This window comes from Amycolatopsis sp. NPDC114503, assembly GCF_055633655.1.
In genome coordinates, this window is the sequence record NZ_JBVKDT010000006.1 from 402,132 (window position 1) to 427,918 (window position 25,787).

At 67.5% G+C, this 25,787-nt stretch carries 18 protein-coding genes, 2 tRNA genes and 1 riboswitch; of the genes, 7 read left to right on the plus strand and 13 right to left on the minus strand.

Translation table 11 applies throughout. From position 1 onward, the window contains the following. Window positions 1–493 precede the first annotated feature (493 nt). The 5 genes from ACZ7OI_RS27290 (at window position 494) to ACZ7OI_RS27310 (ending at window position 5,604) form a co-directional block, all read left to right on the plus strand. On the plus strand, window positions 494–1,117 hold the full coding sequence (locus tag ACZ7OI_RS27290; RefSeq protein WP_452075716.1) for an HU family DNA-binding protein: 624 nt from the start codon (window positions 494–496) through the stop codon (window positions 1,115–1,117). A gap of 741 nt (window positions 1,118–1,858) precedes the next feature. Next, window positions 1,859–3,127, plus strand: a complete 1,269-nt coding sequence (locus ACZ7OI_RS27295) for a quaternary amine ABC transporter ATP-binding protein (protein WP_470267004.1) — start codon at window positions 1,859–1,861, stop codon at window positions 3,125–3,127. Further along, complete coding sequence (locus tag ACZ7OI_RS27300; protein ID WP_470267005.1) at window positions 3,120–4,004, plus strand: ABC transporter permease; 885 nt, start codon at window positions 3,120–3,122, stop codon at window positions 4,002–4,004. The genes ACZ7OI_RS27295 and ACZ7OI_RS27300 overlap by 8 nt, the downstream gene beginning before the upstream one ends. 33 nt (window positions 4,005–4,037) lie before the next feature. Next, window positions 4,038–4,946: a glycine betaine ABC transporter substrate-binding protein gene (locus tag ACZ7OI_RS27305; RefSeq protein ID WP_470267006.1), complete on the plus strand. Its 909-nt coding sequence runs from the start codon at window positions 4,038–4,040 to the stop codon at window positions 4,944–4,946. Between the two features lie 157 nt (window positions 4,947–5,103). Then, entirely contained in the window at window positions 5,104–5,604 is a 501-nt protein-coding gene (locus tag ACZ7OI_RS27310; RefSeq protein WP_470267007.1) for a MarR family winged helix-turn-helix transcriptional regulator, read from the plus strand. Here ACZ7OI_RS27310 and ACZ7OI_RS27315 read toward each other — a convergent pair. After that, window positions 5,601–6,089 (minus strand): TetR family transcriptional regulator, encoded by a 489-nt coding sequence (locus tag ACZ7OI_RS27315; protein ID WP_470267008.1) that lies wholly within the window; start codon window positions 6,087–6,089, stop codon window positions 5,601–5,603. The two genes, ACZ7OI_RS27310 and ACZ7OI_RS27315, sit on opposite strands and share 4 nt — an antisense overlap. Before the next feature lie 76 nt (window positions 6,090–6,165). Between ACZ7OI_RS27315 and ACZ7OI_RS27320 the strand changes: the two genes are divergently transcribed. After that, on the plus strand, window positions 6,166–7,221 hold the full coding sequence (locus tag ACZ7OI_RS27320; protein ID WP_470267009.1) for an FAD-dependent monooxygenase: 1,056 nt from the start codon (window positions 6,166–6,168) through the stop codon (window positions 7,219–7,221). A 699-nt stretch (window positions 7,222–7,920) separates the two neighbouring features. Here ACZ7OI_RS27320 and ACZ7OI_RS27325 read toward each other — a convergent pair. From ACZ7OI_RS27325 to ACZ7OI_RS27335, 3 genes are all read right to left on the minus strand, one after another. After that, window positions 7,921–7,993 (minus strand) — tRNA-Glu (locus tag ACZ7OI_RS27325). Window positions 7,994–8,083: 90 nt separating this feature from the next. Further along, window positions 8,084–8,155, minus strand: a tRNA-Gln gene (locus ACZ7OI_RS27330). Between the two features lie 49 nt (window positions 8,156–8,204). Beyond that, window positions 8,205–9,041, minus strand: a complete 837-nt coding sequence (locus ACZ7OI_RS27335) for an HAD family hydrolase (RefSeq protein WP_470267010.1) — start codon at window positions 9,039–9,041, stop codon at window positions 8,205–8,207. 831 nt (window positions 9,042–9,872) lie between these two features. On the opposite strand from ACZ7OI_RS27335, the gene ACZ7OI_RS27340 reads away from it, so the two are divergent. After that, a complete protein-coding gene (locus tag ACZ7OI_RS27340; RefSeq protein WP_470267011.1) occupies window positions 9,873–11,111 on the plus strand; it encodes an FAD-dependent oxidoreductase in 1,239 nt (412 codons plus the stop codon). A gap of 417 nt (window positions 11,112–11,528) precedes the next feature. Here ACZ7OI_RS27340 and ACZ7OI_RS27345 read toward each other — a convergent pair whose 3' ends face one another. From ACZ7OI_RS27345 to ACZ7OI_RS27385, 9 genes are all read right to left on the minus strand, one after another. After that, window positions 11,529–12,299 (minus strand): fumarylacetoacetate hydrolase family protein, encoded by a 771-nt coding sequence (locus ACZ7OI_RS27345; RefSeq protein WP_470267012.1) that lies wholly within the window; start codon window positions 12,297–12,299, stop codon window positions 11,529–11,531. Window positions 12,300–12,567: 268 nt separating this feature from the next. After that, window positions 12,568–14,238 (minus strand): citramalate synthase, encoded by a 1,671-nt coding sequence (gene cimA, locus ACZ7OI_RS27350; protein ID WP_470267013.1) that lies wholly within the window; start codon window positions 14,236–14,238, stop codon window positions 12,568–12,570. Between the two features lie 209 nt (window positions 14,239–14,447). Then, window positions 14,448–15,434 (minus strand): ABC transporter substrate-binding protein, encoded by a 987-nt coding sequence (locus tag ACZ7OI_RS27355; protein WP_470267014.1) that lies wholly within the window; start codon window positions 15,432–15,434, stop codon window positions 14,448–14,450. 10 nt (window positions 15,435–15,444) lie between these two features. Beyond that, entirely contained in the window at window positions 15,445–16,233 is a 789-nt protein-coding gene (locus ACZ7OI_RS27360; RefSeq protein WP_470267015.1) for an ABC transporter ATP-binding protein, read from the minus strand. Then, window positions 16,234–17,256 (minus strand): FecCD family ABC transporter permease, encoded by a 1,023-nt coding sequence (locus tag ACZ7OI_RS27365; RefSeq protein WP_470267163.1) that lies wholly within the window; start codon window positions 17,254–17,256, stop codon window positions 16,234–16,236. It abuts the gene before it with no gap. Between the two features lie 1,032 nt (window positions 17,257–18,288). After that, window positions 18,289–18,453, minus strand: a riboswitch (cobalamin riboswitch). Further along, window positions 18,421–19,464, minus strand: coding sequence for a 3-isopropylmalate dehydrogenase (locus ACZ7OI_RS27370; protein WP_470267016.1), 1,044 nt, complete (start codon window positions 19,462–19,464; stop codon window positions 18,421–18,423). It overlaps the preceding riboswitch by 33 nt. A 262-nt stretch (window positions 19,465–19,726) precedes the next feature. After that, entirely contained in the window at window positions 19,727–23,059 is a 3,333-nt protein-coding gene (locus ACZ7OI_RS27375; RefSeq protein WP_470267017.1) for a S8 family peptidase, read from the minus strand. A 253-nt stretch (window positions 23,060–23,312) separates the two neighbouring features. Further along, a complete protein-coding gene (gene serA, locus ACZ7OI_RS27380; RefSeq protein ID WP_470230659.1) occupies window positions 23,313–24,911 on the minus strand; it encodes a phosphoglycerate dehydrogenase in 1,599 nt (532 codons plus the stop codon). An 80-nt stretch (window positions 24,912–24,991) separates the two neighbouring features. Beyond that, window positions 24,992–25,591, minus strand: a complete 600-nt coding sequence (locus ACZ7OI_RS27385) for a TetR/AcrR family transcriptional regulator (protein ID WP_470267018.1) — start codon at window positions 25,589–25,591, stop codon at window positions 24,992–24,994. Between the last annotated feature and the right edge of the window lie 196 nt (window positions 25,592–25,787).

The window sequence follows — 25,787 nt, forward strand, 5'->3', positions numbered from 1 at the left end:
CCGCCGCAGCCTTCCCCTCCGGCCCAATCGAACCCATCCGCCGCAAACCCGGCGCGCCGCCCCCTCCCCGCCGACCCGATCGAGGAAGCCCCAACGCCCCGCTCCCACCACGCCCCAACCCCGGTCCGCCTCTCCGCCACGCCCGTGGGAGACAGTCTTTTTCGCGCGGTTTTCGATCGTCCTCAGTAGACCGTCCGGCCGCTTCGCGGGTCGCCCGAGCGGCCGCGCACGACTCGGCCGCCCCACCTCAAGAAAAGACAAAACCGCAGGACAGCGGGTGTCTACATGCGACTTTGCCGACGCCGCAAGCACTCTCGCGGGTCTTCCGGCCAGTGAAAGAATCCGGAGCCGCGAGCCTCGCGAGGGTCGTCAGTAACCCGGACGCGGCAACGAAAAAGGCAGGTCCCGATTGGACTTGCGAAGTCTATGGGTGATAATGACTGCGTTCGGCCTGTATGGCCGTATAAAACAAGTTCTGGTTGGAGGAACTGGAATGGCCAACAAGGCCCAGCTGATCGAAGCTCTGTCGGAGCGCATCGGCGACAAGAAGGCAGCAGCGGAAGCCGTCGACGGTCTCGTCGACATCATCATCCGCACCGTCCACAAGGGCGAAAAGGTCACCATCACCGGCTTCGGTGTCTTCGAGAAGCGCGCGCGTGCCGCCCGCACCGCTCGCAACCCGCGCACCGGCGAAGCCGTGCGGGTCAAGAAGACCAACGTTCCGGCGTTCCGCGCGGGCACCACGTTCAAGGACGTCATCTCCGGCACGAAGAAGCTGCCGAAGGCGACTGCCGTGAAGCGTGCGACCGCCAGCACCGCGAAGGCGACCGCGACCCGCGCCACGGCGACGACCACCACTCGCGCCAAGGCCACCGCCGCCAAGCCGGCCGCCACCCGCACCCGCGCCACCGCGGCCAAGGCTCCCGCCAAGGCCACCGCCGCGAAGGCCACCACCACCCGCGCCAAGGCGACCGCCACCAAGGCCACCGCGGCCAAGGCGGCTCCGAAGGCCACCACCACGCGGGCGAAGGCCGCCGCCAAGCCGGCCGCCAAGAAGACCACGGCGACCGCGAAGAAGGCTCCGGCCAAGCGCACCTCGGCCGCGAAGAAGAAGTAACTCCGGTTTTCCGGAAGCAGAAGACAAGCCCCGCCCGGCTTCTCCCCGGGCGGGGCTTGTCGCATCTCTGCCCTTTTTTCCCGCTCTGGAGGCACTGCCCGACATCGGGACGCCGGGCTCGACCGCCCCGCCGATGAAGTCCGCGCCCGCGCCGCCGCCGATTCCGAAGCGGCAGAAGAGCGTTCCGCCGACCGTTCTCAAGATCCGTTGGCACGCTTGCCCGTCCGGATCTCGAAGCGCGCTCAGGGCCGTGCGATCGGCAGACTGTGAGCCAGCAGACCCCTTCCGCCGTCTCGACCGCATCTCCGCGCAGCGCGAAGGAAACCGAGGGACGGCCGCGGCGTTTTCCTGATCACATCGGCCATCTCGCACGCGCCTCCATTCGATCACCTGTTCCCCCAAGCAAGTGCGAACACCCGCGCGAAGCGGTCGCCGGGGTTTCCTTGCTGTGCCCGATTCGCCACCTTGCGTGGCCGTCGGGTGTCCGCGATCACCCAGGCCGCGCAAGGTCCACAACAGACTTTCGGGTTGTTATGCGAACGTGACAACCACGCACTGTGGCCACGCGTAATCCAGTCGGGCGAACGGGCGAATCCGGACTGGTTTCGCCAGCGCACACCGTCTTTTCCCCGCTGCCGCAGCGGTGTCTCGCGGGCGCGCGCGCCGCGTCCGCGAAAGTGGGTGCCGGGCCACGAAAACCGGCCGTCATCGGTGAACCGGTCGCGCGATCGGCTCCGATCAGTGTTGGTCTATGCAATCATGTCGCCCGGCAAGGACCCCGAATGCGAAGAACATGAGACGACTGTGCCGATAGTTCGTGTGGAGAAGCTGTACAAAGTGTTCGGCCGCCGGGCGGAAGAAGCGGTCGGCAAGCTGGAGAACGGCGCCGATCGCGCCGAATTGGAGCTGCCCGGCGTGACCGCGGCGGTGATCGACGCCTCCTTTACCGTGGAGCGCGGCGAGATTTTCGTGGTGATGGGGCTGTCCGGTTCGGGCAAGTCGACCCTGCTGCGCACGCTGAACGGATTGCTCCCGGCCACCTCCGGCCGGGTTCTGGTGGACGACATCGACCTCACCGAAAAGTCCGCGGCCGAGGTGCGCGAACTGCGCCAGCGGCGGATGAGCATGGTGTTCCAGCACTTCGCGCTGTTCCCGCACCGCACGGTCGCGGAGAACGTCGCCTACGGGCTGAGCGTGCAGAACGCGCCGCGCGAGCGGCAGCGCGAACGCACCGCCGAAGCGCTGGAGATGGTCGGCCTCACCGGATGGGAGGACCGGTTGCCCGGTCAGCTGTCCGGCGGGATGCGCCAGCGCGTCGGCCTCGCCCGCGCGCTGGCCGCGGACACCGAGATCCTGCTGATGGACGAGGCGTTCAGCGCGCTGGACCCGTTGATCCGCAAGGAGATGCAGGACCAGCTCCTGAACCTGCAGCGGCAGCTGGGCAAGACGATCGTGTTCATCACGCACGATCTCAACGAGGCGATGCGCTTGGGCGACCGGATCGCGATGATGCGCGACGGCCGGATCGTGCAGGTCGCGACCGCGCAGGAGATGCTCACCGAACCGGCCGACGAATACGTCGCGAAGTTCGTGCGCGACGTCGACCGCAGCCGGGTGCTCACCGCGTCCGCCGTGATGAAGCCCGCGGAAATCTCGTTCACCCCGGCGACGACGCCCGCCGAAGCGCTGGAAACGATGCGCCGGAACGAACTCGCCGGCGTGCTGGTGACCGAGGACGGCAAGTTCGCCGGCGCGGTCGACCGGCGCGCGGTGAGCGAAGCCGCCGACCGCGGCGAGAAAACGATCGCCGGAATCGTCGACCGTTCCGCCGCGCGCACCGCGCCGGAAACCCAGATGGCCGACCTGTTCGGCCACGCCGCTTCCGCGCCCGCGCCGCTCGCGGTCGTCGACGCCGAGGGCGCGCTGCTCGGCATGGTGACCCGCGAGGCGCTGCTGAACGCGCTGAGCACAGAAGAAAACAACGACCAGGAGGTGAACGCCCGTGTCTGACAACGTCCTCGTCGGCGACCTGCCGCAGATTCCCGTCGGCACCTGGTTCAAGGCGATCATCGACTGGCTGCAGGGCAACATCGGCCCCTTCTTCGATTTCGTCGACAAAATCGTCAACGGCGCGGTCACCGGGCTCGCCTCGGGGCTGACCTGGCTTCCGTGGCCGGTCCTGGTCGTGGTGTTCGCCGGGCTCGGCTGGTGGCTGCGCGGCTGGAAGTTCGGCCTCGGCTCGGCGATCGGGTTCGCGCTCATCGACAGCCTGCGCGAATTCCCGTCCGCGATGCAGACGCTTTCGCAGGTGCTGATCTCCGGCGTGGTCGCGGTGGCGATCGCGGTGCCGGTCGGGATCGCGGCCGCGCGCAACGAAACGGTGAGCCGGATCGTGAAGCCGGTCCTGGACTTCATGCAGACGCTGCCCGCGTTCGTCTACCTGATCCCGGTCATTTTCTTCTTCTCGATCGGCCCGGTGCCGGGCGTGGTGGCGACCGTCGTGTTCTCGCTGCCGCCGGGCGTGCGGCTGACCGAACTCGGCATCCGCCAGGTCGATCCGGAAATGGTCGAGGCGGGCGAGGCGTTCGGCTCGCCGCCGCGGCGGATCCTGCGGGAGATCCAGATCCCGCTCGCGATGCCGTCGATCATGGCCGGCATCAACCAGATCATCATGCTTTCGCTGTCCATGGTCGTGATCTCCGGCATGGTCGGCGCGCCAGGGCTCGGCGCCGAGGTGTACGCCGCGGTCACGAGCCTGAAGCTGGACCTGGGTTTCCAGGCCGGTCTCGGCGTCGTCGTGCTGGCCATCTACCTCGACCGGCTCACCTCCTCGCTCGGGGCGCGCTCTGCGGTGGGCCGCGCCCTTCGCCGGGCCGACGCGGCCTGATCCACCTCCACCGCAACGAGAAAGGACGAACGAGTGCGCACATCGAAACGGCTCAGCCGGATCTTCGCCGTGGGCGCCGCCGTGACGGCCCTGGTCGGCCTCACCGCGGCGTGCGGCGGCCGGGAGTCCCAGTCGGGCAACAGCCAGGAAGCCAAGAGCGTCACCATCGGCTACATCAACTGGGACGAGGACGTCGCCCTCACCAACCTGTACCAGGCGGTGCTGGAGGAGAAGGGCTACAAGGTCAAGACGCAGATGCTCGACGTCGGCCCGATCTACGCGGGCCTCGCGAAGGGCGACGTCGACCTGTTCCTCGACTCGTGGCTGCCCGCGACGCACAAGCAGTACTGGGACCAGTACAAGGACAAGCTCGAAGACCTCGGCGTCTGGTACGACAACGCGACCCTCAACCTCGCGGTGCCGGACTACGTGAGCGACGTCAACAGCATCGCCGACCTCAAGGACAAGGCGAGCATGTTCGGCGGCAAGATCACCGGCATCGAGGCGAGCGCGGGCGAGACGGGCATCGTGCAGAAGAACGCGGTCCCGCAGTACGGCCTCGACGGCGCGCTGACCCTGCAGAACTCGTCGACCACCGCGATGCTGGCCGCGCTCGACAGCTCGATCAAGGCGAAGAAGCCGATCGTCGTGACGCTGTGGCACCCGCACTGGGCGTACTCGCGCTACCAGCTCAAGGATCTCAAGGACCCGAAGGGCGCCATGGGCAAGGGCGAGCAGATCCACGCGCTGGGCCGCAAGGGCTTCGACAAGGACTTCCCGGCGCTCGCCGGCGTGGCCAAGAAGCTGAAGATGTCGGACGAGGACCTCGGTTCGCTCGAGGACGCGATCCAGAAGGCCCCGAAGGGCCAGGAAAAGACCGCCGCGAAGCAGTGGGCGGATCAGCACAAGCAGTTCGTGGACCAGGCTTTCGCCGGTCTCTGAGCAGCCGCCGGAACGACCCCGCCTCCCGCTCTCCGGGACGGCGGGGTCGTTTCTTTTTCAACCGCGCAGGGCAGTTGATGAGGCCCTGCTCCTCCTGATTCGTTGCCCAGCCCCGTTATCGAGCGGAATCCGCCGCGCGATACGGCACACTGGTCGCATGTCTCGCGCGCCGATTCCTGCCCGCACCGACGGACCCGACGACGTCGACGCGGTCACCGAAGCCGTGCTCACCGCTTCCCGCCTGCTCGTCGCCGTGTCCGCGCGGTCCATCGCCTCGGCGGGCGATCTCATCACGGTGCCGCAGTTCCGGCTGCTGGTAGTGCTGCATTCCCGCGGCCCGCTCAAACAGGCCGCGCTCGCCGAACATCTCGGCGTCACCCCTTCCACCGCGAGCCGGATGATCGACCGCCTGGTCGCGGTCGCGCTGGTCGCCCGGTTGGGCAATCCGTCGTCCCGGCGCGAGGTCGTCATCGAACTCACCCAGGAAGGCGACCGGATCGTCCGCGTCGTCACCCATCGCCGGCGTCGCGAAATCGCCGCCATCGTGGAAAAAATGCCCGAATCGGCCCGCCGCGGCCTGGTCGACGCCCTGACCGCCTTCGCCGAAGCCGGCGGCGAACCCCCGGCCGGAAACCCGGCCGACGCGGTCTGGGTCTAGATTTCCGCCGCCACCGCGCGAATCCCGTCGGTCACCTCTTTCGCCGACGGCGCTTCCTCCGGGTCCAGCAGCCACTGCACCATCAGCCCGATCACCAACGCGCTCTGCACCGCCCCGCCGACCCCTTTGCGAGCTTCCCGCAGCCCTTGCACGAGATGCTCGCGCACGTCCGACGACCGCTCCGCCTGCACGATCGCCTCCAGCTGCGCGACCCACAGCGCCCGATGCTCGCCGAAGCTGCCGATCATCCGCTTCAGCCCCTGCTCGGACAGGTCGAACGACGAATCCGCGACCTCGCCGCCGAGCTCGTCGACCGCCGCCACGAGCGCCTGCGTCAGCAACGCGTCCCGCGACCCGAAGTGATACCCGATCGCCGCGTGACTGACCCCCGCCGCGGCCGCGATGTCGCGCACCGTCGTGTTGCCCCAGCCCCGCTCGATCAAGCACCGCTTCGCCCCGGCCAGCAGATCCTCGCGATTGCCCATGGCGACACCCTAGCTTGCCCACCTGGTTTATCCAAATGGTTTGGCCAAATGGACAAACCCGCGCTACGTTTCCCCCATGACCTCCTCGAACGTCCTCATCTCCGGTGCCGGCGTAGCAGGCACGACCCTCGCCGAACTCCTCACCCGCGCCGGCCACCGCGTGACGCTCGTCGAACGCGCGCCCGCCCTCCGGCACACCGGCTACGCCGTGGATTTCCGCGGCGCCGCCTTCGATGTCCTGTCCGAGCTGGGCATCCTCGACGCAGTCCGCCGCCACGACACGAAAATGACCGGAACCACCCTCGTCGACCGCGACGGCACGCAGGTAGACCGACTCCCCGCCGAGGCTTTCGCCGGTGAGCTGGAGGTGCCGAAACGCGTCCTGAACGAGCTGCTGTACGACCTGACTGTCGATCATGTCGAGTACCGCTTCGGCACCTCGATCGCGTCGCTGGCGCAAACTGAGACCGCCGTAACCGCCGACCTGACCGACGGTTCGACCGAGACCTATGACCTGGTCTTCGGTGCCGACGGCGTGTACTCGAAAGTCCGCCAACTGGCCTTCGCCCCGCACTTTGCGGCGTTGCAACACCTAGGCCTCTCCGGTGCAGGCTTCACCATGCCCAACTTCCTGGGCCTGGACCACAACGGACTCCTCCGCACCGCCAACGGCACCGCGGTCTACCTGTTCAATTCGGCGGACCCGGACCGCCTGACCGTGAGCCTGTCCTTCGGAACCCCTTCCGGAGCCCTGGACCGGCTCTCCCGAGCCGACCAGGAAGCAGCGACGCGCGCCGCTTTCGCCGGTGACACCTGGCACACCCCGCTGTTGCTGGAGGCGATGTCGGAGGCTTCGGACTTCTACTTCAGCTCGAACGCACAGGTGCATCTGGACAGCTGGTCAACAGGCCGAATCGCCCTGCTGGGAGACGCCGGATACTGCGCCGCGCCCGCCGCGGGCATGGGCACCTCCCAAGCCCTGCTAGGCGCCCGTTCGCTGGCCCGCCACTTGGCAGCTGCGGATCACCCGGAGGCGTTCGCCCGGTATGAGGCCGAACTCCGCCCGTATGTCACGGAAAACCAGGCCAACGGCCGCTCCGCAGCCGCGATGTTCGGCGGCGAGGAGGGTTGAGCCGGACTCTCCCCCACTCGCGGCCCGTGGCTTTCTTGCTCGCTTCGTTGCGGCCGCCGTCCTCCTGCCGAGACTCGCCTGCAACTCTCGGCTTTTGCTGGCCCGCAGCCGTTTTCGCCCGCGGTTCCCCCTCATCGAGCTGGCCGCAGTGCCCCGTCTAACAGCTTCCGCACGGCTCGCTCATCCCAATTACCACCCGCGGGTTCCCTCTCACCGCGCTGGCCGCAGTGCCCCGTCTAATAGCTTCCGCGCGGCTTGCTCACGCCAATTCCCACCCAAGGTTCCCGATCGCCCCATCCACTGCTGTTCTCCACCCACAGCTCCCGATCGCCCCATCCGCCACCGTTCTCCACCCGCGGCTCCCCATCGCCCCGCCAGCAACCGTTCTCCACCCGCGGTTCCCGATCGCCCTGCACGCCGCCGTTCCCCACCTGCGGTTCCCGAACGCCCCGCCAGCCAACCGTTCCCCACCCGCGGTTCCCGACCCGCCCGTCACCGTTCCCCACCCGCGGTTCCCGATCGCCCGACCCGCCGCCGTTCCCCGCCCGCCGCTTTCCCCGCTCCCCAGCAGCTCTGCGCACCACTCGCAACCCGCGCCACACCGACCTCCCCCACCAGCCCCGCCCACCCCATCAGCCCCGGGCTTTTCCCATAAACACAACAAAGCCCGGTTGATCAAAAGATCAACCGGGCTGGCTGTACCCCCGATGGGATTCGAACCCACGCTACCGGCGTGAGAGGCCGGCGTCCTAGGCCGCTAGACGACGGGGGCTTAGGAACTTCCCCGTTTCCGGGGCTTTTCTTGCGAGAGAGAACTTACCAGAAGCGATTTCGCACTTCCGAGAGGGGGTCCTCTCTGCAGCTGGGGTACCAGGACTCGAACCTAGACTAACTGGACCAGAACCAGTCGTGCTGCCAATTACACCATACCCCAGTGAGGTACTTTCCCGGTTGCCCAGGTCAGTGCCGCACGAGAAGAAATACTAGAACATCCCGCCGCGGACCGTCGCAGCGGGGGTCCCCGCCGCCCGCGGGGCGGGCACGCCGACCGTCGCGTACTCCGAAACCAGCAGCTCAGGCAGCTCGTCGAGACCCGTCACCGTGCGTACTCCCTCCGGCGCGCGCTCGCCAGTGCGACTGGTCCCGTCGCGGTCGAGCCAGACCGCGCCGAGCCCGGCGTCGAACGCTCCGATGGCGTCGGTGTCGAGTTTGTCCCCGACGTGCACCGTGCGCTCCGGTGGACAGTCCAGCGCCAAGCACACCGAGTGGAACATCACCGGATCGGGTTTGGCGACCCCGACCTCGCCCGCAATCGCGACATGGTCGAAAAACGGCGCGAGCCCGAGTTCCGCGATTTTCTGCCGCTGATGCACCCCTGAGGCGTTCGTCACGGCTGCGAGCTGCAACCCGGCGGCGCGCAGCCATTCAAGACAGGGAACAACATCATCGAATAATCGCCAAGACCGCGCCAAAATCTCCCGCCGGCGCGCCTCGAACGCGCTCACTTGCGCGGAGTCCCCGAAGATCCCCAACTCGGCGAGGAAACATTCAGTACGCCGGTGATGCATCACGTCGTAGCCGAGCTTCCCGGCGACAACGAGCGCGACGTGCTCCTCGGTGATCAAATCCCACAACGGCCAGAGGTCGTCGCGCCCAGTAAGCGCGTGCAGCGTACGGCGGATCGCGGCGGTGCAATCGATCAACGTGTCATCGATGTCGAGGCAAACCAGGCTCAGCTCAGGAGGCACCCACGGTTCGCGGCCGACAGCGGCCGGCGGGGCAGTACGAGCACGCGACAGAGCGGCCGGGGCGAAATCCACCCCGTGAGGCTAGGGCACTCGCCGCGTTCGCAACGCGGCCAAAAAGGTGATTACCTCCGAGCCGTTGCCGCTGACCGGCTCTACCGCCGGTGCACAAAGTGTCCGCCCGGTGACGTTCACCACCGCCCCAGAGGGCCGAGCGGGTGAAAGACGCTTACTCCACTCTCCCCGGGAACTTACAAATTCCGAACGATCTCCTCGCCCCCTCGCGCCGACCTCCGCTCGCGCTCTCGCCTGAAAACCCTGTCACCCCAACCCTTTCCCGCCGCAGAACGTGCCCTCCCGGACACCGCCACCCCAAAGCAACAACAACCACGCATAAGTTCCGCCACCGAACCAACCGCCCGAAATCTTTTCCCGAAAAATATCGACACTTCGCTCTTTCCGATCCGGACGGCAGCACCCCCATCGCTCTCCCGAGATCCACATACGCGATCCACACACCATTACGCAAACTCCCCACATTCTGGTCCCCGCGCGGCAACATCAACTCCCCTGCCGACACCGACCAGTCACACTTCCCGCCTCCGCAATCCCGCTCCAAGGCGGCAACCCTTCTCCAACGCCCACCTCACGACTTCGCCACCCGCAAACCACCAACCGCCCTCACCCACCGCGCCCGACTGCCGCAAACACTCCCCCAGCCGCCTTTGGAACTCCCGACACCAGCCCCGCCTCTTGGCGCCTTCACCACCCCCGCCTCGACCGCAACATCCATCCCAGCTCTCCGCGGTCACGAACACACCCCAACGGCCGACTTGACGCACCGTCCACCCAAGGTGCATCCTCAAGTTATTCATCAGACGATGAATAAGAGGGGAGCTGGGGAAGATGACCGAGCACACGGGGTGCGTCATCGTCGGCGGCGGACCGGCTGGCATGGTGGCGGGACTGCTCCTGGCCCGAGCAGGCGTAGAGGTCACGGTGCTGGAGAAGCACGCGGATTTCCTCCGCGATTTCCGCGGCGACACCGTCCATCCGTCCACCCTCGCGCTCCTGGACGAACTGGGCCTCGGCGAGAAGTTCGAGGCGCTGCCGCACACCAAAGTGACCACCGTCGGACTCCCGACCCCCGACGGCGCCCCGCTGACCCTCGCCGACATGTCGCTGCTGAAGGTCCCCCGCCCGTACGTCGCGATGGTCCCCCAATGGGATTTCCTAGACCTGCTCGCCGAGACAGCTCAGAAAGAACCAACCTTCACCCTGCGCCTGGAAACCGAAATGACCGGCCTCCTCCGCTCCGGCCGGCGGGTCACAGGCGTCCGCTACCGCACCGCCGACGGAACCGAAGGCGAACTAACGGCCAACCTCGTAATCGCCGCCGACGGCCGCTGGTCACTGGCCCGCCGCTCGGCCGGTCTGACCCCGCGCGAGTACTACACCCCGTTCGACGCCTGGTGGTTCCGCCTCTCCCGCAAGGCCGAAGAGCGGGAAGCCACGTTGATGCCGAGGATGAGCAAGCGCCACTTCGCAGTGCCGTTGCCACGCAAGGGCTACTACCAGATCGCCTACCTCACGCCGAAGGGCAAAGACCTGAACGAGGCAGGCATCGAAAGCTTCCGCCGCGACGTCACCGAGGTCTGCCCGGAATTCGCCGACCGAGTGCACGAGCTGAAATCCATAGACGACGTCAAGTTCCTCGACGTCCGCCTCAACCGCCTGAACCGCTGGCACGTCGACGGCCTGCTCTGCATCGGCGACGCCGCCCACGCGATGTCACCGATAGGCGGCGTCGGAATCAACCTGGCGGTACAAGACGCCGTCGCCGCCGCGAGGCTACTGGCCGACCCGCTCCTGCGAGGCAGGCCGACCGAAAAGGACCTCACCGCCGTCCGCAGCCGTCGCCTCCTGCCGACTGTCGCCGTCCAGGGCTTGCAACGCCTTCTTCACCGCCGCGTCATGGGCCCCGTGATGAGCGGCCTCGCCGACGGACCCCCGCCGCAATTGATCACGCTGCTCAAGCGCTTCCCGAAACTCGCCCGCATCCCGGCATTCCTCATCGGCGTAGGCATCCGCCGGGAATCCGCACCAGCCTTCGCCCGCCGCCCAGCAGAACCGGCACACCACTAACCCAACCACCGATTCGCCACCAAACGGCAACGCCTCTTGCCCGCCGACCTGCCACTCAACGGCAACTGCACCCGCTGCTTCACCGACGCGAGCACCAACTCACTTCTCGCCGCTTAACGGCAACAGCAACGGCTGCCCGACCAACCGAGCACCAAGTCGTCTCTCGCCACTCAACGACGACAGCGTCAATCGCTCACCAACCGGAGCGCCAACACCATTCGCCGCTCAGCGGCAACGCCACCATGTGTCCGCCAACTCCGACATCAGCAACCCGCCGCGCCGCTTAGTGGCAAGAGCCGGAGCCGCCGCCCGACCCCAACGGCCAGAAAACCAGCCCCGACCAGGGATTCGCCACTAAACGGCAACACCCGAACCCACCCGCCGACCCCCTGTCGCCGAAAAATGGCGACAGCCAGCTCAGAGGTCCTGCACCGGATTCGTCAGAGTCCCGAGACCGTCAATCGTGATGGACACCGACTGACCGTCGACGATCGGACCGACTCCCTCCGGCGTGCCGGTGAGGATGACGTCGCCGGGAAGGAGCGTCATCACCCGCGACACGAACTCCACCAGCTCGGGCACCTTGTGCACGAGATCCGAAGTCCGGCCGTCCTGCTTCAGCTCCCCGTCGACCTCGCTGCGGAGCGCCAGGTCGGACGGGTCGATCGACGTGTCGATCCACGGACCGAGCGGGCAGAAGGTGTCGAACCCCTTCGCCCGGCCCCACTGGCCGTCGGACTTCTGCAGGTCGCGCGCGCTCACGTCGTTCGCGACCGTGTAACCGAGGATCACACTGGCCGCGCGGGCTGCGGGCACGTTCTTGACCGGCTGTCCGATGACGACCGCGAGTTCGCCCTCGAAGTCGACGCGGCCGACATCCGACGGACGGCGAATCGGCGCGTTCGGCCCGACCACCGTCGTGGACGGCTTGATGAACAGCATCGGCGCGGACGGCACCTCATTGCCGAGCTCTGCCGCGTGCTTCGCGTAGTTCCGGCCGACGGCGATCACCTTCGACGGCAGGATCGGCGCGAGCAGCCGCACGTCGGCGAGCGGCCAGCGCTTGCCGGTGAAGTTCGGCTGGCCGAACGGATGTTCCGCGATCTCCAGGACCTGGGCATCGTCGCCGTCCCCCTCGATCGAAGCGAACGCGACACCACTGGGATGAGCAATACGAGCTAGACGCACCACACCAGTCTACGTATACCCACCGACTGTCGCGCACCCCGAGCGTGCGCAACAGTCCCCTTCGCTCGATTCCGAGCAAAGGGACCCTCGCACCGGCTAACCGGCCGTGACCGCACTGGTGTGAAGGGACCCTTCACACCAGCAAGAAACGACCACTCCTCTCAGCACCCAGCACAAACGGTCGCCGATAGACCCAACTGTGAGCCGCGATACCCACCCACACGAAGGACTCGCAAACGTCCCAACGCGACTCACCCACAGACCAGACTCACCTGCCCACAGCAGCCACTCCCAGCTCAGCCACCGCCTGCTCCCGCCCCGACGCGACCGTCAGGCTCTTGTGCACCAACGCGTCACGCAACGCCAGCCAGCTCGCCTCGACGATGCTGCCGTGCACCCCGACAGTCGTCCATTCGTGTTCGCGGTCACTAGTTTCGAGAAGTACCCGCGTAACGGCGTCCGTGCCTGGGTTCGAAGGCAGGATCCGCACCTTGTAATCGGCCAGCTCCATGCTGTCCAACCAGGACAGATACGGCGTCAACGCCTGGCGCAGCGCCGCGTCGAGCGCATGCACCGGGCCGTTCCCTTCCGCCGTGGCGATGACCCGCTCGCCCGCGACGTGCACCTTCACCGTCGCCTCGGAAACAACCTCGCCGTCCGGACGGTGGTCCAGCACCACCCGATACGACTCCAGTTCGAACGGCGGCGGATCCGACTTTTCGCCGGAAACCTCCTCGACCTCTCGGCGCAGCAACAACCCCAGCGAGGCGTCGGCCGCCTCGAACGACCAGCCTTCCGATTCGAGTGCTTTCACCTTCCGCACCGCGTTCGTGAGTGCGTCAGGCCGGCCGGCAAGGTCGACCCCGAGTTCACGTCCCTTGAGCTCGAGGCTGGCCCTGCCGGCCATCTCCGTGACCAGTACTCGCATGCCGTTGCCGACAGAAGACGGATCGATGTGGTTGTACAACAACGGATCCACCTTGATCGCGCTCGCGTGCAGCCCCGCCTTGTGGGCGAAAGCGGACGACCCGACGTAGGCCTGGTGGGTGTCGGGTGCGAGGTTGGCGATTTCGGCCAAAGCATGGGAGACGCGAGTGAGCTCGGCGGCGCCTCCGGTCGGGAGGACCTCCATTCCGAGCTTGGTCACGAGGTTTCCCGTTACGGCGAACAGGTCGGCGTTGCCTGCCCGTTCCCCGTAGCCGTTCGCGGTGCACTGCACGTGCGTCGCGCCGGCCTGCACCGCGGCGACAGAGTTCGCCACGGCACAGGAAGTGTCATCCTGGCAATGGATTCCGAGCCGGAATCCGGTCTTTTCCTTGATCTTGCCTACGGTTTCAGCAAGTCCTAGCGGCAACTGGCCGCCATTGGTGTCGCACAGCACGAGAACGTCCGCGCCCGCGTGCGCCGCCGCGTCGAGCACCCGCAGCGAAGTTTCGGGAGAGAAAGTGTAGCCGTCGAAAAAGTGTTCTGCGTCAAGGAAAACGCGACGTCCTTCGCCGACGAGGAACGCGACCGTGTCCCGTACCATCGCACACGCCTCGTCGACGTCGACCCGCAGCGCCCGCTCGATGTGCCGGAGGTCTGATTTGGCCACCAATGTGATGACCGGAGCCTCCGAATCCAAAAGGGCACGGACCTGCGGGTCTTTGTCTGCCGTCGTTCCCGCCTTGCGCGTGGACCCGAACGCGACGAGCGCAGCATGCTTGAGCGGCAATTCTCCCTTTGCCGCACGGGAAAAGAACTCCGTGTCCTTCGGCAGCGCACCCGGCCAGCCGCCCTCGATGAACCCGACACCCAGCTCGTCCAGCAGCCGCGCGACGGCCAGTTTGTCCGTGACGGAGTAGGTGATTCCTTCGCGCTGAGCACCGTCGCGCAAAGTGGTGTCGTAGAGGTGGAAGGCATCGCCGAGCGGCGTGCCGGCGGGTTCCGTGCGGGTCACGGTGTTCTCCTTGTGGCGGGGCAGAACCTGGTCCAGGCAACAAAAAAACCTCCCGCATGGGTGCGAGAGGTTGCGCGCCGGTAGCTCTTGTGGAGCGTCTATCCGGCGCGCAAGGCAATAATGATGGAGAGGGCGGTCATGTCGGCCATCATGCCACAGCTTCGCCCGGCTTCCAAACGCCGGGCGAAGCTTCCCACCTTCTGAGAGCGTCAGCCGGGCAGCTTCGCCAGGTAGCGGCCGAATTCTTCGACGGCCGCCGCATTTCGCGGTCCCTCCACCAAGGCCGCGTACGGCAGCGCGAAGAAGCGCCCTTCCTTGACCGCCGGAATGTCGCGCAGGCCGGGGCGCGAGCGGAGGAAGTTCTCCTTGTCGGCCACGCTGCCGACCTCGCCGCCGTAGTCATTGATGAGGATGACGTCCGGCGCACGCTGGATCACGGCTTCCCAGCTGACACTCGTCCAGCTGTCGTTGAGGTCCGCGAAGATGTTGGCACCACCCGATTTGGTGATGATTTCGTCCGGGCCCGCGTTGCGTCCGGAGGTGAATGGCTGGTCACGGCCGTCGTCGTAGAGGAAGACCTTGGGCTTCGGCCGTCCGGCAGGCACCGCGTTCGTGACAGCGGCGACCCGAGCGCGGTACTCTTCGATCAAACGTTCTGCACGATCACTGATTCCGAACATTTTCCCCACATTGCGCACATCTGTGTACAGCGCGTCGAGCGGTCGCATGATGCCTCGCTGCTTGCCATTCCCGTTGCGGCACGCCTCGGTGAGCAAGTAGCTGGAGATGCCCAGCTTCCCCAGGGAATCCGGGGTGAACCCGGTTGCTTCCGAGAAGCCGTAGCTCCAGCCCGCGAACACGAGGTCCGCTCCCGCGCCCTGCACCACCTCGCGGTTGATCTTCTCCGCGAGCTTGGGCACCTTGGCGAAATCGGCTTTCCAGGGCGACGATGCCACCCCGCTGGACTGTCCTTTGTCGACCACGTAACCGGCCATCCGGTCGCCCAAGCCGAGCGCGAACATCAGCTCGGTGATGCCAATGTCATTTGTCACGACCCGAGAAGGAGGTTTGGACACGGTCAACGACGAACCGCAGTTGGTCACCGTCACGGGAAATCCGGCCGGGGACGCGCCACCGTCCCCTTCGGACACTTGAGCGCCACATCCCGTGGCGACGAGGGCGACCGTCACGATCACCGCGACTGTCCTACGCATGACTGTCCTCCTGGGACCCGAGCCGGTCGAACAACAACTGCGGACGCCCCGTAGCGGGATGCGGCACGACATGGCCGCGCACCCCGAACACGTCCGCGAGCAAAGCAGGCGTGAGCACCTCAGCCGGGGTTCCGCTCGCGACGAGGCGTCCGTGGTCGAGCACGTGCACCATGTCGCACATAGCTGCGGCCAGGTTCAAGTCGTGGAGCGCTGCCAGCACCGTCGGCCCGCTGGCACGAGCGAGCGCTAGGACTTCGAGCTGGTGCCGGATGTCGAGATGGTTGGTCGGCTCGTCGAGCACCAGGAGCCGTGGCTGCTGCGCGAGTGCGCGCGCGATCAGCACGCGTTGCCGTTCGCCGCCGGACAACGTGAGTACGCCCCGGTCGGCCAGGTGCGCCAAGCCGACTTGATCCAGCGCGGCTGCGCACAGCTGATGGTCGGCTGCGCTCATGCGGTCGAGCAGGCCGTGATGCGGCATTCGCCCCATCGCCACCACCTCAGCGACGGTGAAGTCGAACTCCGCATGCGATTCCTGCGCGACCGCAGCGATCGCGCGTGCCCGCTTTCGCGGTGCCATGCCGTCCACCGGCTGACCATCGACGAGGACTGCTCCGGCCGATGGCTTGAGCACTTGGTAGACGGCGCGCAAAGTCGTCGACTTGCCGCTGCCGTTCGGGCCGAGCAGTCCGACGAATTGGCCTTGCCGAGCTTCGAGGGTCACGTCGTCGACCAGCTTGCGGCCGGCCGCGGTCACGCTGACGCCGTTGAGCGAGAGGTCCATTCACGCACCTCCGAACACGTATGCGCGCCGGCGCATCAAGAGCAGGAAGGCCGGCACCCCGACCGCCGCGGTGAGCACCCCGATCGGCAACTCTTCGGGCGCGGCGAGCACCCGCGCCGCGACGTCCACCCACACCAGGAAGACCGCACCAGCAAGCGGCGCGACCGCAAGCACCCGACGATGATCAGCACCGACGACCAGCCGTACCAGGTGCGGAAGGATCAGGCCGACGAATCCGATCGCTCCGCTCACCGCGACCAAAACCCCGGTCATGGCTGCACAAACGATGAACAGGAGGATCCGCAGCTTCCCGACGTCGACGCCGAGAGTCGTCGCCGCTTCGTCGCCCATCGCGAGTGCGTTGAGCCGGCCGGCCAGTGCCATCAGCAACAAGACCCCACCCACCACCACGATCGCGGCGATCGGCAACGTGCCCCAATTCGCGCCGGCGAGACTGCCGAGAAGCCAGAACAGCGCCGACCGAGCGGCCTCTCCGTTCGGCGCTTGGAAGACGATCACCGTGGTGATTGCGAAAAACCCGTAGGACAACGTCGTTCCGGTGAGAACCAGACGCAACGGCGTAAGCCCTTGCCGCGTACGGGCGACGAGATAGACGATCAAAGTCGCGGCGAGCGCAGCCACGAACGCCCCGACCGACAACGCATAGATCCCGAGCGACGCGAAAACGCCGAACAACGTCACCGCTGTCGCCCCGACCGATGCGCCAGAGGAAATCCCCAGCACATACGGCTCGGCGAGCGCGTTGCGCACCATGGCTTGAATCGCGACGCCGACCGTCGACAGCCCAGCGCCGACGACCACCGCGAGCAGAACGCGAGGAAGCCGGAGGTCCCAGATGATCCGGTACTGCCCGACTTCGTCCGGACTGATCGTCCCGCCGAACAACCCCGCGCGGAGAAAGGCCCACGTGTGAGTGACCGGCACCGCTACCGTCCCGATCCCGACAGCGATGACAATCGACCCGAGCAACGCCACGCCGAGCCCGAGGAGCACCGGGGTCAACGGCCGTCGTCGCTGAACGGCAACGGCGCTGACCTGGGATTCGCCACTGAACGGCGACGCGACCCGCTGGCTTTCGGATTTGACCCGCTGGCGCTTGGATTTGCCGACCCGCGGCGAAACGGTGCTTTCACGCGCGGATTGGTCATCCGGCGGCGAAACGACGCGAGCACCGGAGTCGGTCAGTTCGCGGCTAACCGAGTCGTCAGGTTGTGGCTCGTCGATCGGCAGCCCACCGCGACGGTGCACTGCGTTGCCGCGAAATGGCGAATCCTCCCCTGCCGCCGCACCGTCAGCTCGGCTCAGGTCGGGTGCACCGCCATTGCCGCTGGATGGCGAAGCGCTTGAACCACCTTCGCCGTTCAGCGACGGAAGATCTGAAGCACCGTCACCGCACGGACCTGAACCGTCCAAGGCACCGTCGCCGCCGGACGGCGATCCATCTGTGCCACCACCGCCTGGATTCGAATCATCCGACGCACCGTCGCCACGAGACGGCGAAACACTCGAGGCACGAGCAGCCCGCGAACCCGAACTGGCCGACCAACCATCACCACTAGACAGCGCATGATCCGCGGCATCGCCACCACGCGAGCTCGAATGGGCCGACGCACCGTCGCCGTTCAAAGGCAAAACGTCCGGAACACCGTCACCGTGAGATGGCGAACGGCCAAAAGCGTCCTCGCCACCACAAGGCGAGGAACCCGAACCGCTGGAACCACCCGCCAGCGGACCACCGCCAGACGGCACCGAAACACTCTCGCCACTCAACGGCGAAAGAGAGCCGCCCCCGAAAACCGCCGACGAATCCCCACCGGCAGCAGGCGGCGAAACCCCACCAGAACCGCCGTCGCCGAAAACCGGCGAACCCCCAGCCCCGCCATACACAGGACCAGGACAAGCAGAACGCCCTTCAGACGAAGGCGTAGACGAAGACACCACCGGCGACGACCCAATCGAAACATTGGGCCCGCAAAAGACGGCAGCCGCCGGCGGCGGGAGTGTCGTCTCCCGCAGACCACGACGGGAGGGGACGAGGTTCGAGGAACCTCCGCCGGTATCGGGCTCGCCTTCGGCTCCAGAAAAAGGAGCCGAAGGCCTACCGTTGCGGGTCAGCGCCGGATTTCGACCGGCTTCCGCGGCGGGGGTCCGAAAATGCTCAGGCGGTCAGCCGGCCTGACGGGGGGCGTTCGACGAGACCAGCGCCGCGAGGCGGTCGCCGATCGCCTGGGTCGCGCCGGGCGACGACTGGTCGCGCGTAGCGAGATCGAAGGCCACCGAAGCCTCGATGCGCCGCGCCGCTTCCTTGTGGCCCAGGTGGTCCAGCAGGAGCGACACCGACAGCACCGCGGCGGTCGGGTCGGCAAGACCCTGGCCCGCGATGTCCGGCGCGCTGCCGTGCACCGGCTCGAACATGCTCGGGTTCCGGCGCGTGATGTCGAGGTTCCCGCTGGCCGCGAGGCCGATGCCGCCGGTCACCGCTGCCGCGAGGTCGGTGATGATGTCGCCGAAGAGATTGTCGGTGACGATCACGTCGAACCGCGACGGGTCGGTGACCATGTGGATCGTGGCGGCGTCCACGTGCGAGTACGCCACGGTGACGTCCGGGTGCTCCAGCGAAACCTCTTCGACGATCCGCGACCACAACGAACCCGCGTGCTCCAGCACGTTGGTCTTGTGGACGAGCGTGAGGTGCTTGCGCGGACGCTCCTCGGCGCGGTTGAACGCGTCCGCGACCACGCGCCGCACGCCGAAGGCCGTGTTGACGCTGACCTCGGTGGCGATCTCGTGCTCGGTGTCCTTGCGCAGCAGGCCGCCGTTGCCCGCGTACGGGCCTTCAGTGCCTTCGCGCACCACGATCATGTCGACGTCCCCGGCGTCGGCCAGCGGGCCGCGCACTCCGGGGTACAGCCGCGCCGGGCGCAGGTTCACGTGGTGGTCCAGCTCGAACCGCAGCCGCAGCAGCAGGCCGCGTTCGAGGATTCCGCTGGGCACCGTCGGGTCGCCGACCGCGCCGAGCAGGATCGCGTCGTGCTGGCGCAATTCGCCCAGCACCGACTCCGGGAGCAACTCCCCGGTGGCGTGCCACCGCGAGGCGCCGAGGTCGTAGTTCGTGATCTCCGCCGCCGGTGCTACCTCACCGAGCACCTTGAGCGCCTCGGAGACCACCTCGGGCCCGATCCCGTCCCCTGGGATCACCGCGAGCCGCATCCACACACCTCCGTAGCCCAGGCCACCGGGCGCACCGATGGCCCATTCGCACAAAAACGCCAGCAGCGGAAGGTTACCGGCCGTAGACAAGGTGCCGTAGCCGCACCACCCTTATGCCGCATCCTCCCACAGGGTGAGACACCCGTTCGGGCGAACGGAAACGGGGGCTTGCCCAGGCCGGACAGCCTGGGCAAGCCCCCGCGTCTCGCGATGCGGCCGCTTCCGCGACTCACCTCAGGTTCCCCTTAAAGGGTGAACCAGGTCAGCCGCGCGGGAGCTCCGATTCGATCCGCACGACCGAGGCGCGCTGCCCGGTCGCGTTGTGGTGCTCGATCGCCAGCAGGCCCTTCGCCTTGTCCCCGGCGACGGCGGCCTTGTCGCGGTTGACCACCAGAGCCGTTCCCGGCTTGGCGACGTAGCCCAGCGCCGCGTCGCCGCCGCCCTGGACCGAGTACGCCGGCGCGAGCGCGTCGAACGACAGCGGAGTGCTGACCTGGTCGATCAACCCGTTCGTGGTACCCGGCGCGACGTAGTACCCGCTGGTGCCGACCGTGTAGCTGATCCGGTGCGACGCCTCCTTCGGGTCGATGCCGAGCGCGGCGATGCTGACCGGCAGCACCATCACGTTCGAGTCGAACACGTTGGTGTCGACGTCTCCGAGCTGCCCGTTGATCGCCTGCAGGTCCACCGACGGGTTGCCCGGCTTGGTCAGCGAGACCGTGTTGACGAGCAGCACGTCCGACCCCTTCGCCTTCGTCACGAAGGTTTCGAAGTCCGGCTTGCCGTCGCCGTTGGTGTCGATGTCCACGAACGGCACCGTGTTGCTGCCGAGGTTCGCGAAATCGCTCCAGGTCGTGATCCCGAACGCCAGCGTCGCGTTCTCCGGCTCGCCCTGCGCCTTGGCGAGCGGGGCCGTCGACGCCGCGCCGATGTAGCGCAGGTCGCCGCCCTTCGCGGTGCGGTTGAGGGTGCAGTCGGACGTGACGTGCGAGTCGCATTCCGGCAGCTGCGGCGATTCGGCCTGCAGTTCGAGCACGCTGATCAGCGAGCGGTACCGCTGGGAGCCGCTGCCCTGGTCGATGCCCTTGCCGCCGAGGTTCAGCACGGCCTGGTCGGCGTTCGCGCCGAAGCGCACGCCGCCCGGGGTGGTGATCGCCGAAACCGGCTTCGGCGACGAGTACACGGCCACCCGCAGAGGAACGGTCGCGCCGTTCTTCGGGGTGAACGCGACCCGGCCCGAAGCGTCGGCCACGAACTGGCGGGCGAGCCCGGCCTGCGAAGCCGCCATGGTCGGGTCGAGAACCTTGCGCAGCGCCTTCGGGTCGGTGATCTTCAGCGTCACCTTCACCGTCGCGACCCCGCGCGGGTTCAGCTTCACCGAGCTCTTGTCCACTGTGTACTCGACACCGGGCAGGTTGTTGACCGCCTCGTAGCCCACCGAGTACTCAGCCGCCTTGACGCCCTTGTTGACCACCTTGATCGTCTTGCTCAAGGTCACCGGACCGGCCGCCTCGACAGTGCCGAACGTGACGCTCACTGCGCCCGGGTCATCCTGCACGTACGCGAGAACCTGGTTGTCCAGCGCGGCTTTCGCGTCGATCCGGCCGGCACCGACGCGCTGCGGGCCGTAGGTGTGGCCGGCTCCGTCAGTGATGTCGTGCACCGCAGTGCCCACGACGTCGGCCTTGACCTCTTCGACGCTCCAGTCCGGATGCGCCTGGCGGACCAGCGCCGTGATGCCCGACGTGTGCGGCGCGGCCATCGACGTGCCCGAGATGACCAGACGCTCGTTACCGCTGCCGCGGAACGCCGACGTGATCGTGTCGCCAGGAGCTGCGACGTCCGGCTTCACCGACGGACCACGTCCGCCGCGCGAGGTGAACGAGCTGGGAGTGTCCACGATGGACTGGTCGTAGGTCTGCAGCGTCGTCCGTCCGGCACCGTAGAGCCGAACAGTGAGCGTGCCCGCGGTCAAGCCCGTCCGCGCGGCCTGGGTGGCCTTGCCGGTGAGCTGGAACATCGGAACCGCCGCGTTGCCCGCGATACCCGCACCGAAGTGCTCCACAGTGGACGAAAGCAGCACGCCCTTGGCACCCGCGGCCTGCGCGTTGTTGGCCCGCGCGGCGGAACCGCACGGCCGGGTGGCGTCGTTGTCGTCCCACTCCAGCCACGCGATCTTGCCCGCGACCTTTGCCTTGTCCTCAGCCGAATAGGCGGCACAGCCGGCGTTGTTGCTCGCCGAAATCGGCACCACCGGCGCGGTGAGGTCGAGGGTGTCGTAGCCGGTGTATTCCTGGCTGTACTGGCCCGGCTGCTGTCCGGCGGTCGGCGTCTTGACCTCGATCGCGTCCCGCAGTTCGCCCGCGTCGCGGCTGCTGGCCACGGTGAGCGCTTCCGGGGTGTTGCCCGGCGAACCGGCGATGTCGTTGATGTCGCCGCCGTTGCCCGCCGAGATCACCGGCAGCACGTTGTTCTGCGCGAGCTTGCGCACGAACAGCGAGTCCGGGTCGTCCGGCGCGCCGAAGTCGCTGCCCAGCGACAGGTTCACGACGTCGAGGTGATCGGTGAAGTCGCCGTCGCCGTCCGGGTCGAGCGCCCAGTCCAGCGCCTGCGACGTGACGTTCGTGGAACCCTTGCAGCCGAACACCTTGATCGCGTACAGCAACGCCTTCGGCGCGGTGCCCGGCCCGATCCGCATGGCGTCGAGCGTCTTCTTGTTCAGCTTCTTGTAATCGCCGGTGAACGTGCTGCCGTCGGCGTTGACGCCGAAGCCGCCGATCGTGCCCGCGACGTGCGTGCCGTGCTCGCCGCACGCGATCGGGTTGGGGTCCGGCACCGGCGTCGGCGATCCAGTCTTGCCCGCCGAGTCGTAATCGTCGCCGACGAGGTCGGTGCCGCCGACCACCTTGGCGCTCGGGAACAACGGCGACGGCTTCGCCCGGTCGACCGCCTTGTACGCCTCAGGCGTGCCGGGGCCGCCGAAGTCGGCGTGGGTGTAGTCGATGCCGTCGTCGATCACGCCGACGCGGATGTTGTCGCCGAACTTGCCGGTTTTCTGCCAGCTGACAAGCGTATTGGTGAGCTGTTCGGCGCTGGCGTTGGTGCGGTTCTTCGGCACGACAGTGCGCACCGAGACGACGTCCGGCCGCTGCGCGAGCTCGCGGATCTTGGCCGCGTCGGCGGTGACGACCGCGCCGGGCACCGCGTTGGCCGTCTGCGTGACCAGCTTCGTGCCCGCATCCGCGGACCGCAGCTGCCCCACGACGGAGCTGACCGCCGCGGCGACGTCGGCCTTAGCCGCCTTCGCCGCCTGCTTGGCCTTCTCCTTGCCCTTGCCCTGTTCCTCCTTGAACGCGTCCACCGCGGGTTTCTTGGCCAGCTCGACGAACGCGGTGATCTGCCCCTGCGCCGCGCTCAGCCGGGGCGAAAGCTTGCCCTGGACCTTGCTGGCGTCGACCTTCGCCGGAGCGACCGGCTCGGCCAGCGGCGCGCTCTGCGCGGACGCCGCGGGCACGGCGACGGCCGCCGCCAGCACCACCGCGGAACCCACGACCACCGAGCGGGCAGCCCACCCGGGCAACCGGGTTCTGCTCATGTGAGTAACCCCTTCTCGAGGCCCGGATCACGAACCTGCCCGCGCTCCCCACTCGTACCCCCGACGGTGAGCACCGGCGCCGCACCGTGCTCTCACGGCGCGTGGTTCAGCCTCGCGGCAAGAACCTAGCTGTCCGAAACCCCTACTTTCGTGCGGAAAAAGCTCCGTTACCCGAATGTTGCCGGTCCGGGTGAACGACGAAACGGCCCCTCTCCCGAAGTCCGGGAAAGGGGCCGCCTGCGCGGAATCTGGACTAGCTGAAGTCGACGGCGCGGATGGTGTGCGCACCTACGGTGGCACCGATCGGCTCGAGCACATTCGCGTCCACGTGCCGGTCGACGCGCAGCAGCATGATCGAGTCGGAACCGTCGGTGCTCTGGCTGATCTGCGCGGCCTCGATGTTGATGCCGGCCTCGCCGAGCAGCGTGCCGACGCGGCCCATGACACCAGGACGGTCCGGGTACTCGATGACCAGGACGTCGCCCTCGGCGCGGAGGTCGAAGTGCCTGCCCTTGACCTCGACGATCTTCTCGACCTCGTCCTTGCCGGTGACCGAACCGGACACGGTGAGCGTCGCGCCGTCGCCGTGCACCGCGCGAAGGGTGACCAGGCTGCGGAACTTCGGGCTCTCCGACTCGGTAACCAGCTCCGCCTGCACGCCGAGCTCCTCGGCTAGCCGCGGCGCGTTCACGAAGGTGACCTGGTCCTCGACCACGCCCGCGAACAACCCGCGCAGCGCCGCCAGCTTCAGCACCGCAGTGTCTTCGCTGGAGATCTCGCCCTTGACCTCGACGGTCAGCGACGTCGGGGCCTTCGGGTTCAGCGCGGTCAGCACCTGGCCGAGCTTCTGGGTGAGCGACAGGTACGGCCGCACGTGCTCGCCGACCGCGCCGCCGCCGGACACGTTCACCGCGTCCGGCACGAAGTCGCCGCGCAGCGCAAGCAGCACCGAACGCGCGACGTCCGTGCCCGCGCGGTCCTGCGCCTCGGCGGTGGACGCGCCGAGGTGCGGCGTGACGACGACGTTCGGCAGGTTGAACAGCGGGCTCTCGGTGGTCGGCTCGGTGACGAACACGTCGATGCCCGCGCCGCCGACGTGGCCGCTGCGCACCGAGTCGGCCAGCGCTTCCTCGACGATCAGACCGCCGCGGGCGGCGTTGACGATGATCACGCCGGGCTTGGTCTTCTTGAGCGCTTCGGCGTCGATGAGACCCTTGGTCTCCGGCGTCTTCGGCAGGTGGATGGAGATCGCGTCGGCGCGCTCCAGCAGCTCGTCGAGGGTGACCAGCTCGATGCCCAGCTGGCCGGCGCGCGCGGCCGATACGTAGGGGTCGTACGCGATGAGCTTGGCCCCGAAGGCGGCGAGCCGCTGCGCGAACAGCTGGCCGATCTTGCCGAGCCCGACGACGCCGACCGTCTTGCCGTTGATCTCGACGCCGGAGAACGAGCTGCGCTTCCACTCGCCGCCGCGCAGGCTCTGGTCGGCGGCGGGAACGCGGCGGGCGACCGCGAGCAGCAGCGCGACCGCGTGCTCGGCGGCGGAGACGATGTTCGACGTCGGCGCGTTCACCACGAGCACGCCGCGCTCGGTGGCGGCCGGGACCTCGACGTTGTCCAGGCCGACGCCCGCGCGGGCGACGACCTTCAGCTGAGTGGTCGCCCCGAGCACCTCGGCGTCGACCTTGGTGGCGGATCGGACCAAGAGCGCGTCGGCGCTCTTCACCGCCTCGAGCAGAGCGGGACGGTCGGTGCCGTCCACGTGCCGGACCTCTACCTCTTCACCGAACACACTCAGCACGGAGGGCGCGAGCTTCTCCGCGATGAGGACTACGGGTTTGCTGGGCTTGGTCACGATGCGGCTCCCACTATCTGGTCACGAAATCGAGGACGCTCTCTCGCGGCGCACGTCGTTGTGCCCGGACTCGCGGGAGTTTAACGCGGTGCGCTGACAGCCCGCTGCCCCCGCTGTTCACTTGTTCGTAATCCGGTGAAGACAAGCGCCATCAGGCGCTCTGTACCGCCTTCGCCCGGCAGGTGGGATCCGGCCCAGGAAGCACCGTGCAGCAACAAAAGCAGCTCCTGGACGGTCACGTCGGCGCGGAAAACGCCGGCCGCCTGCGCCCTGTCCACTAGTTGGGACGCGGCGTCGCGCATCGCGTCGCAGGAGGCGTGCAGCCGCGATTCGGGATCGTCGAAGGCGTCGGCCAGCATTTCGGTAAGCCCACGGTAAACGGCGGAGGTTTCGCCGAAGCCGATAAGCCAGGCGTACAGGGCCTCGAGCGGATCTTCGGCGAGAAGCAGTTCGCGCGCCTTCTCCGCCTGGGTGTCGAACCGGTCCCGCAGCAGCGTCTCGACCAGGTCTCCCCTGGTCGGGAAGTGGCGGTAGAGGGTGCCGATCCCGACGCCGGCGCTGCGCGCGACGTCCTCGAGCGAGGCATCGACGCCGCGTTCGGCGAAGACGCGCCTCGCTTCGGTGAGCAGGCGTTCGTAGTTGCGGCGGGCGTCCGCGCGCATCGGCTTGGCGTCGGTCATCTCGGGTCCGAGCTTAACCCGTGACAAATCGGAGGCTTCCTCCGTATAGTAACCGGAGGCAGCCTCCGGTTCTGGGGTGCGTCCTCAGTGGACGACCAGCCGGGCTGCGCCGGGACCGACGCCGCGCTTCCGCGGCCAGGAACTTCTTGGAGTCTGTTGTGGATGTGTTCGCAATGCTGACCACCACCGGGGAAGG

What these genes read in the sequence shown, in the direction of transcription:
- ACZ7OI_RS27340 (WP_470267011.1), top strand. Translation starts at nt 9,873, where the DNA reads ATGACCGAGCACACGGGGTGCGTCATCGTCGGCGGCGGACCGGCTGGC.
- ACZ7OI_RS27315 (WP_470267008.1), bottom strand. Translation starts at nt 6,089, where the DNA reads ATGGGCAATCGCGAGGATCTGCTGGCCGGGGCGAAGCGGTGCTTGATC.
- ACZ7OI_RS27370 (WP_470267016.1), bottom strand. Translation starts at nt 19,464, where the DNA reads ATGCGGCTCGCGGTGATCCCAGGGGACGGGATCGGGCCCGAGGTGGTC.
- ACZ7OI_RS27360 (WP_470267015.1), bottom strand. Translation starts at nt 16,233, where the DNA reads ATGGACCTCTCGCTCAACGGCGTCAGCGTGACCGCGGCCGGCCGCAAG.
- ACZ7OI_RS27310 (WP_470267007.1), top strand. Translation starts at nt 5,104, where the DNA reads ATGTCTCGCGCGCCGATTCCTGCCCGCACCGACGGACCCGACGACGTC.
- ACZ7OI_RS27375 (WP_470267017.1), bottom strand. Translation starts at nt 23,059, where the DNA reads ATGAGCAGAACCCGGTTGCCCGGGTGGGCTGCCCGCTCGGTGGTCGTG.
- ACZ7OI_RS27385 (WP_470267018.1), bottom strand. Translation starts at nt 25,591, where the DNA reads ATGACCGACGCCAAGCCGATGCGCGCGGACGCCCGCCGCAACTACGAA.
- ACZ7OI_RS27320 (WP_470267009.1), top strand. Translation starts at nt 6,166, where the DNA reads ATGACCTCCTCGAACGTCCTCATCTCCGGTGCCGGCGTAGCAGGCACG.
- ACZ7OI_RS27290 (WP_452075716.1), top strand. Translation starts at nt 494, where the DNA reads ATGGCCAACAAGGCCCAGCTGATCGAAGCTCTGTCGGAGCGCATCGGC.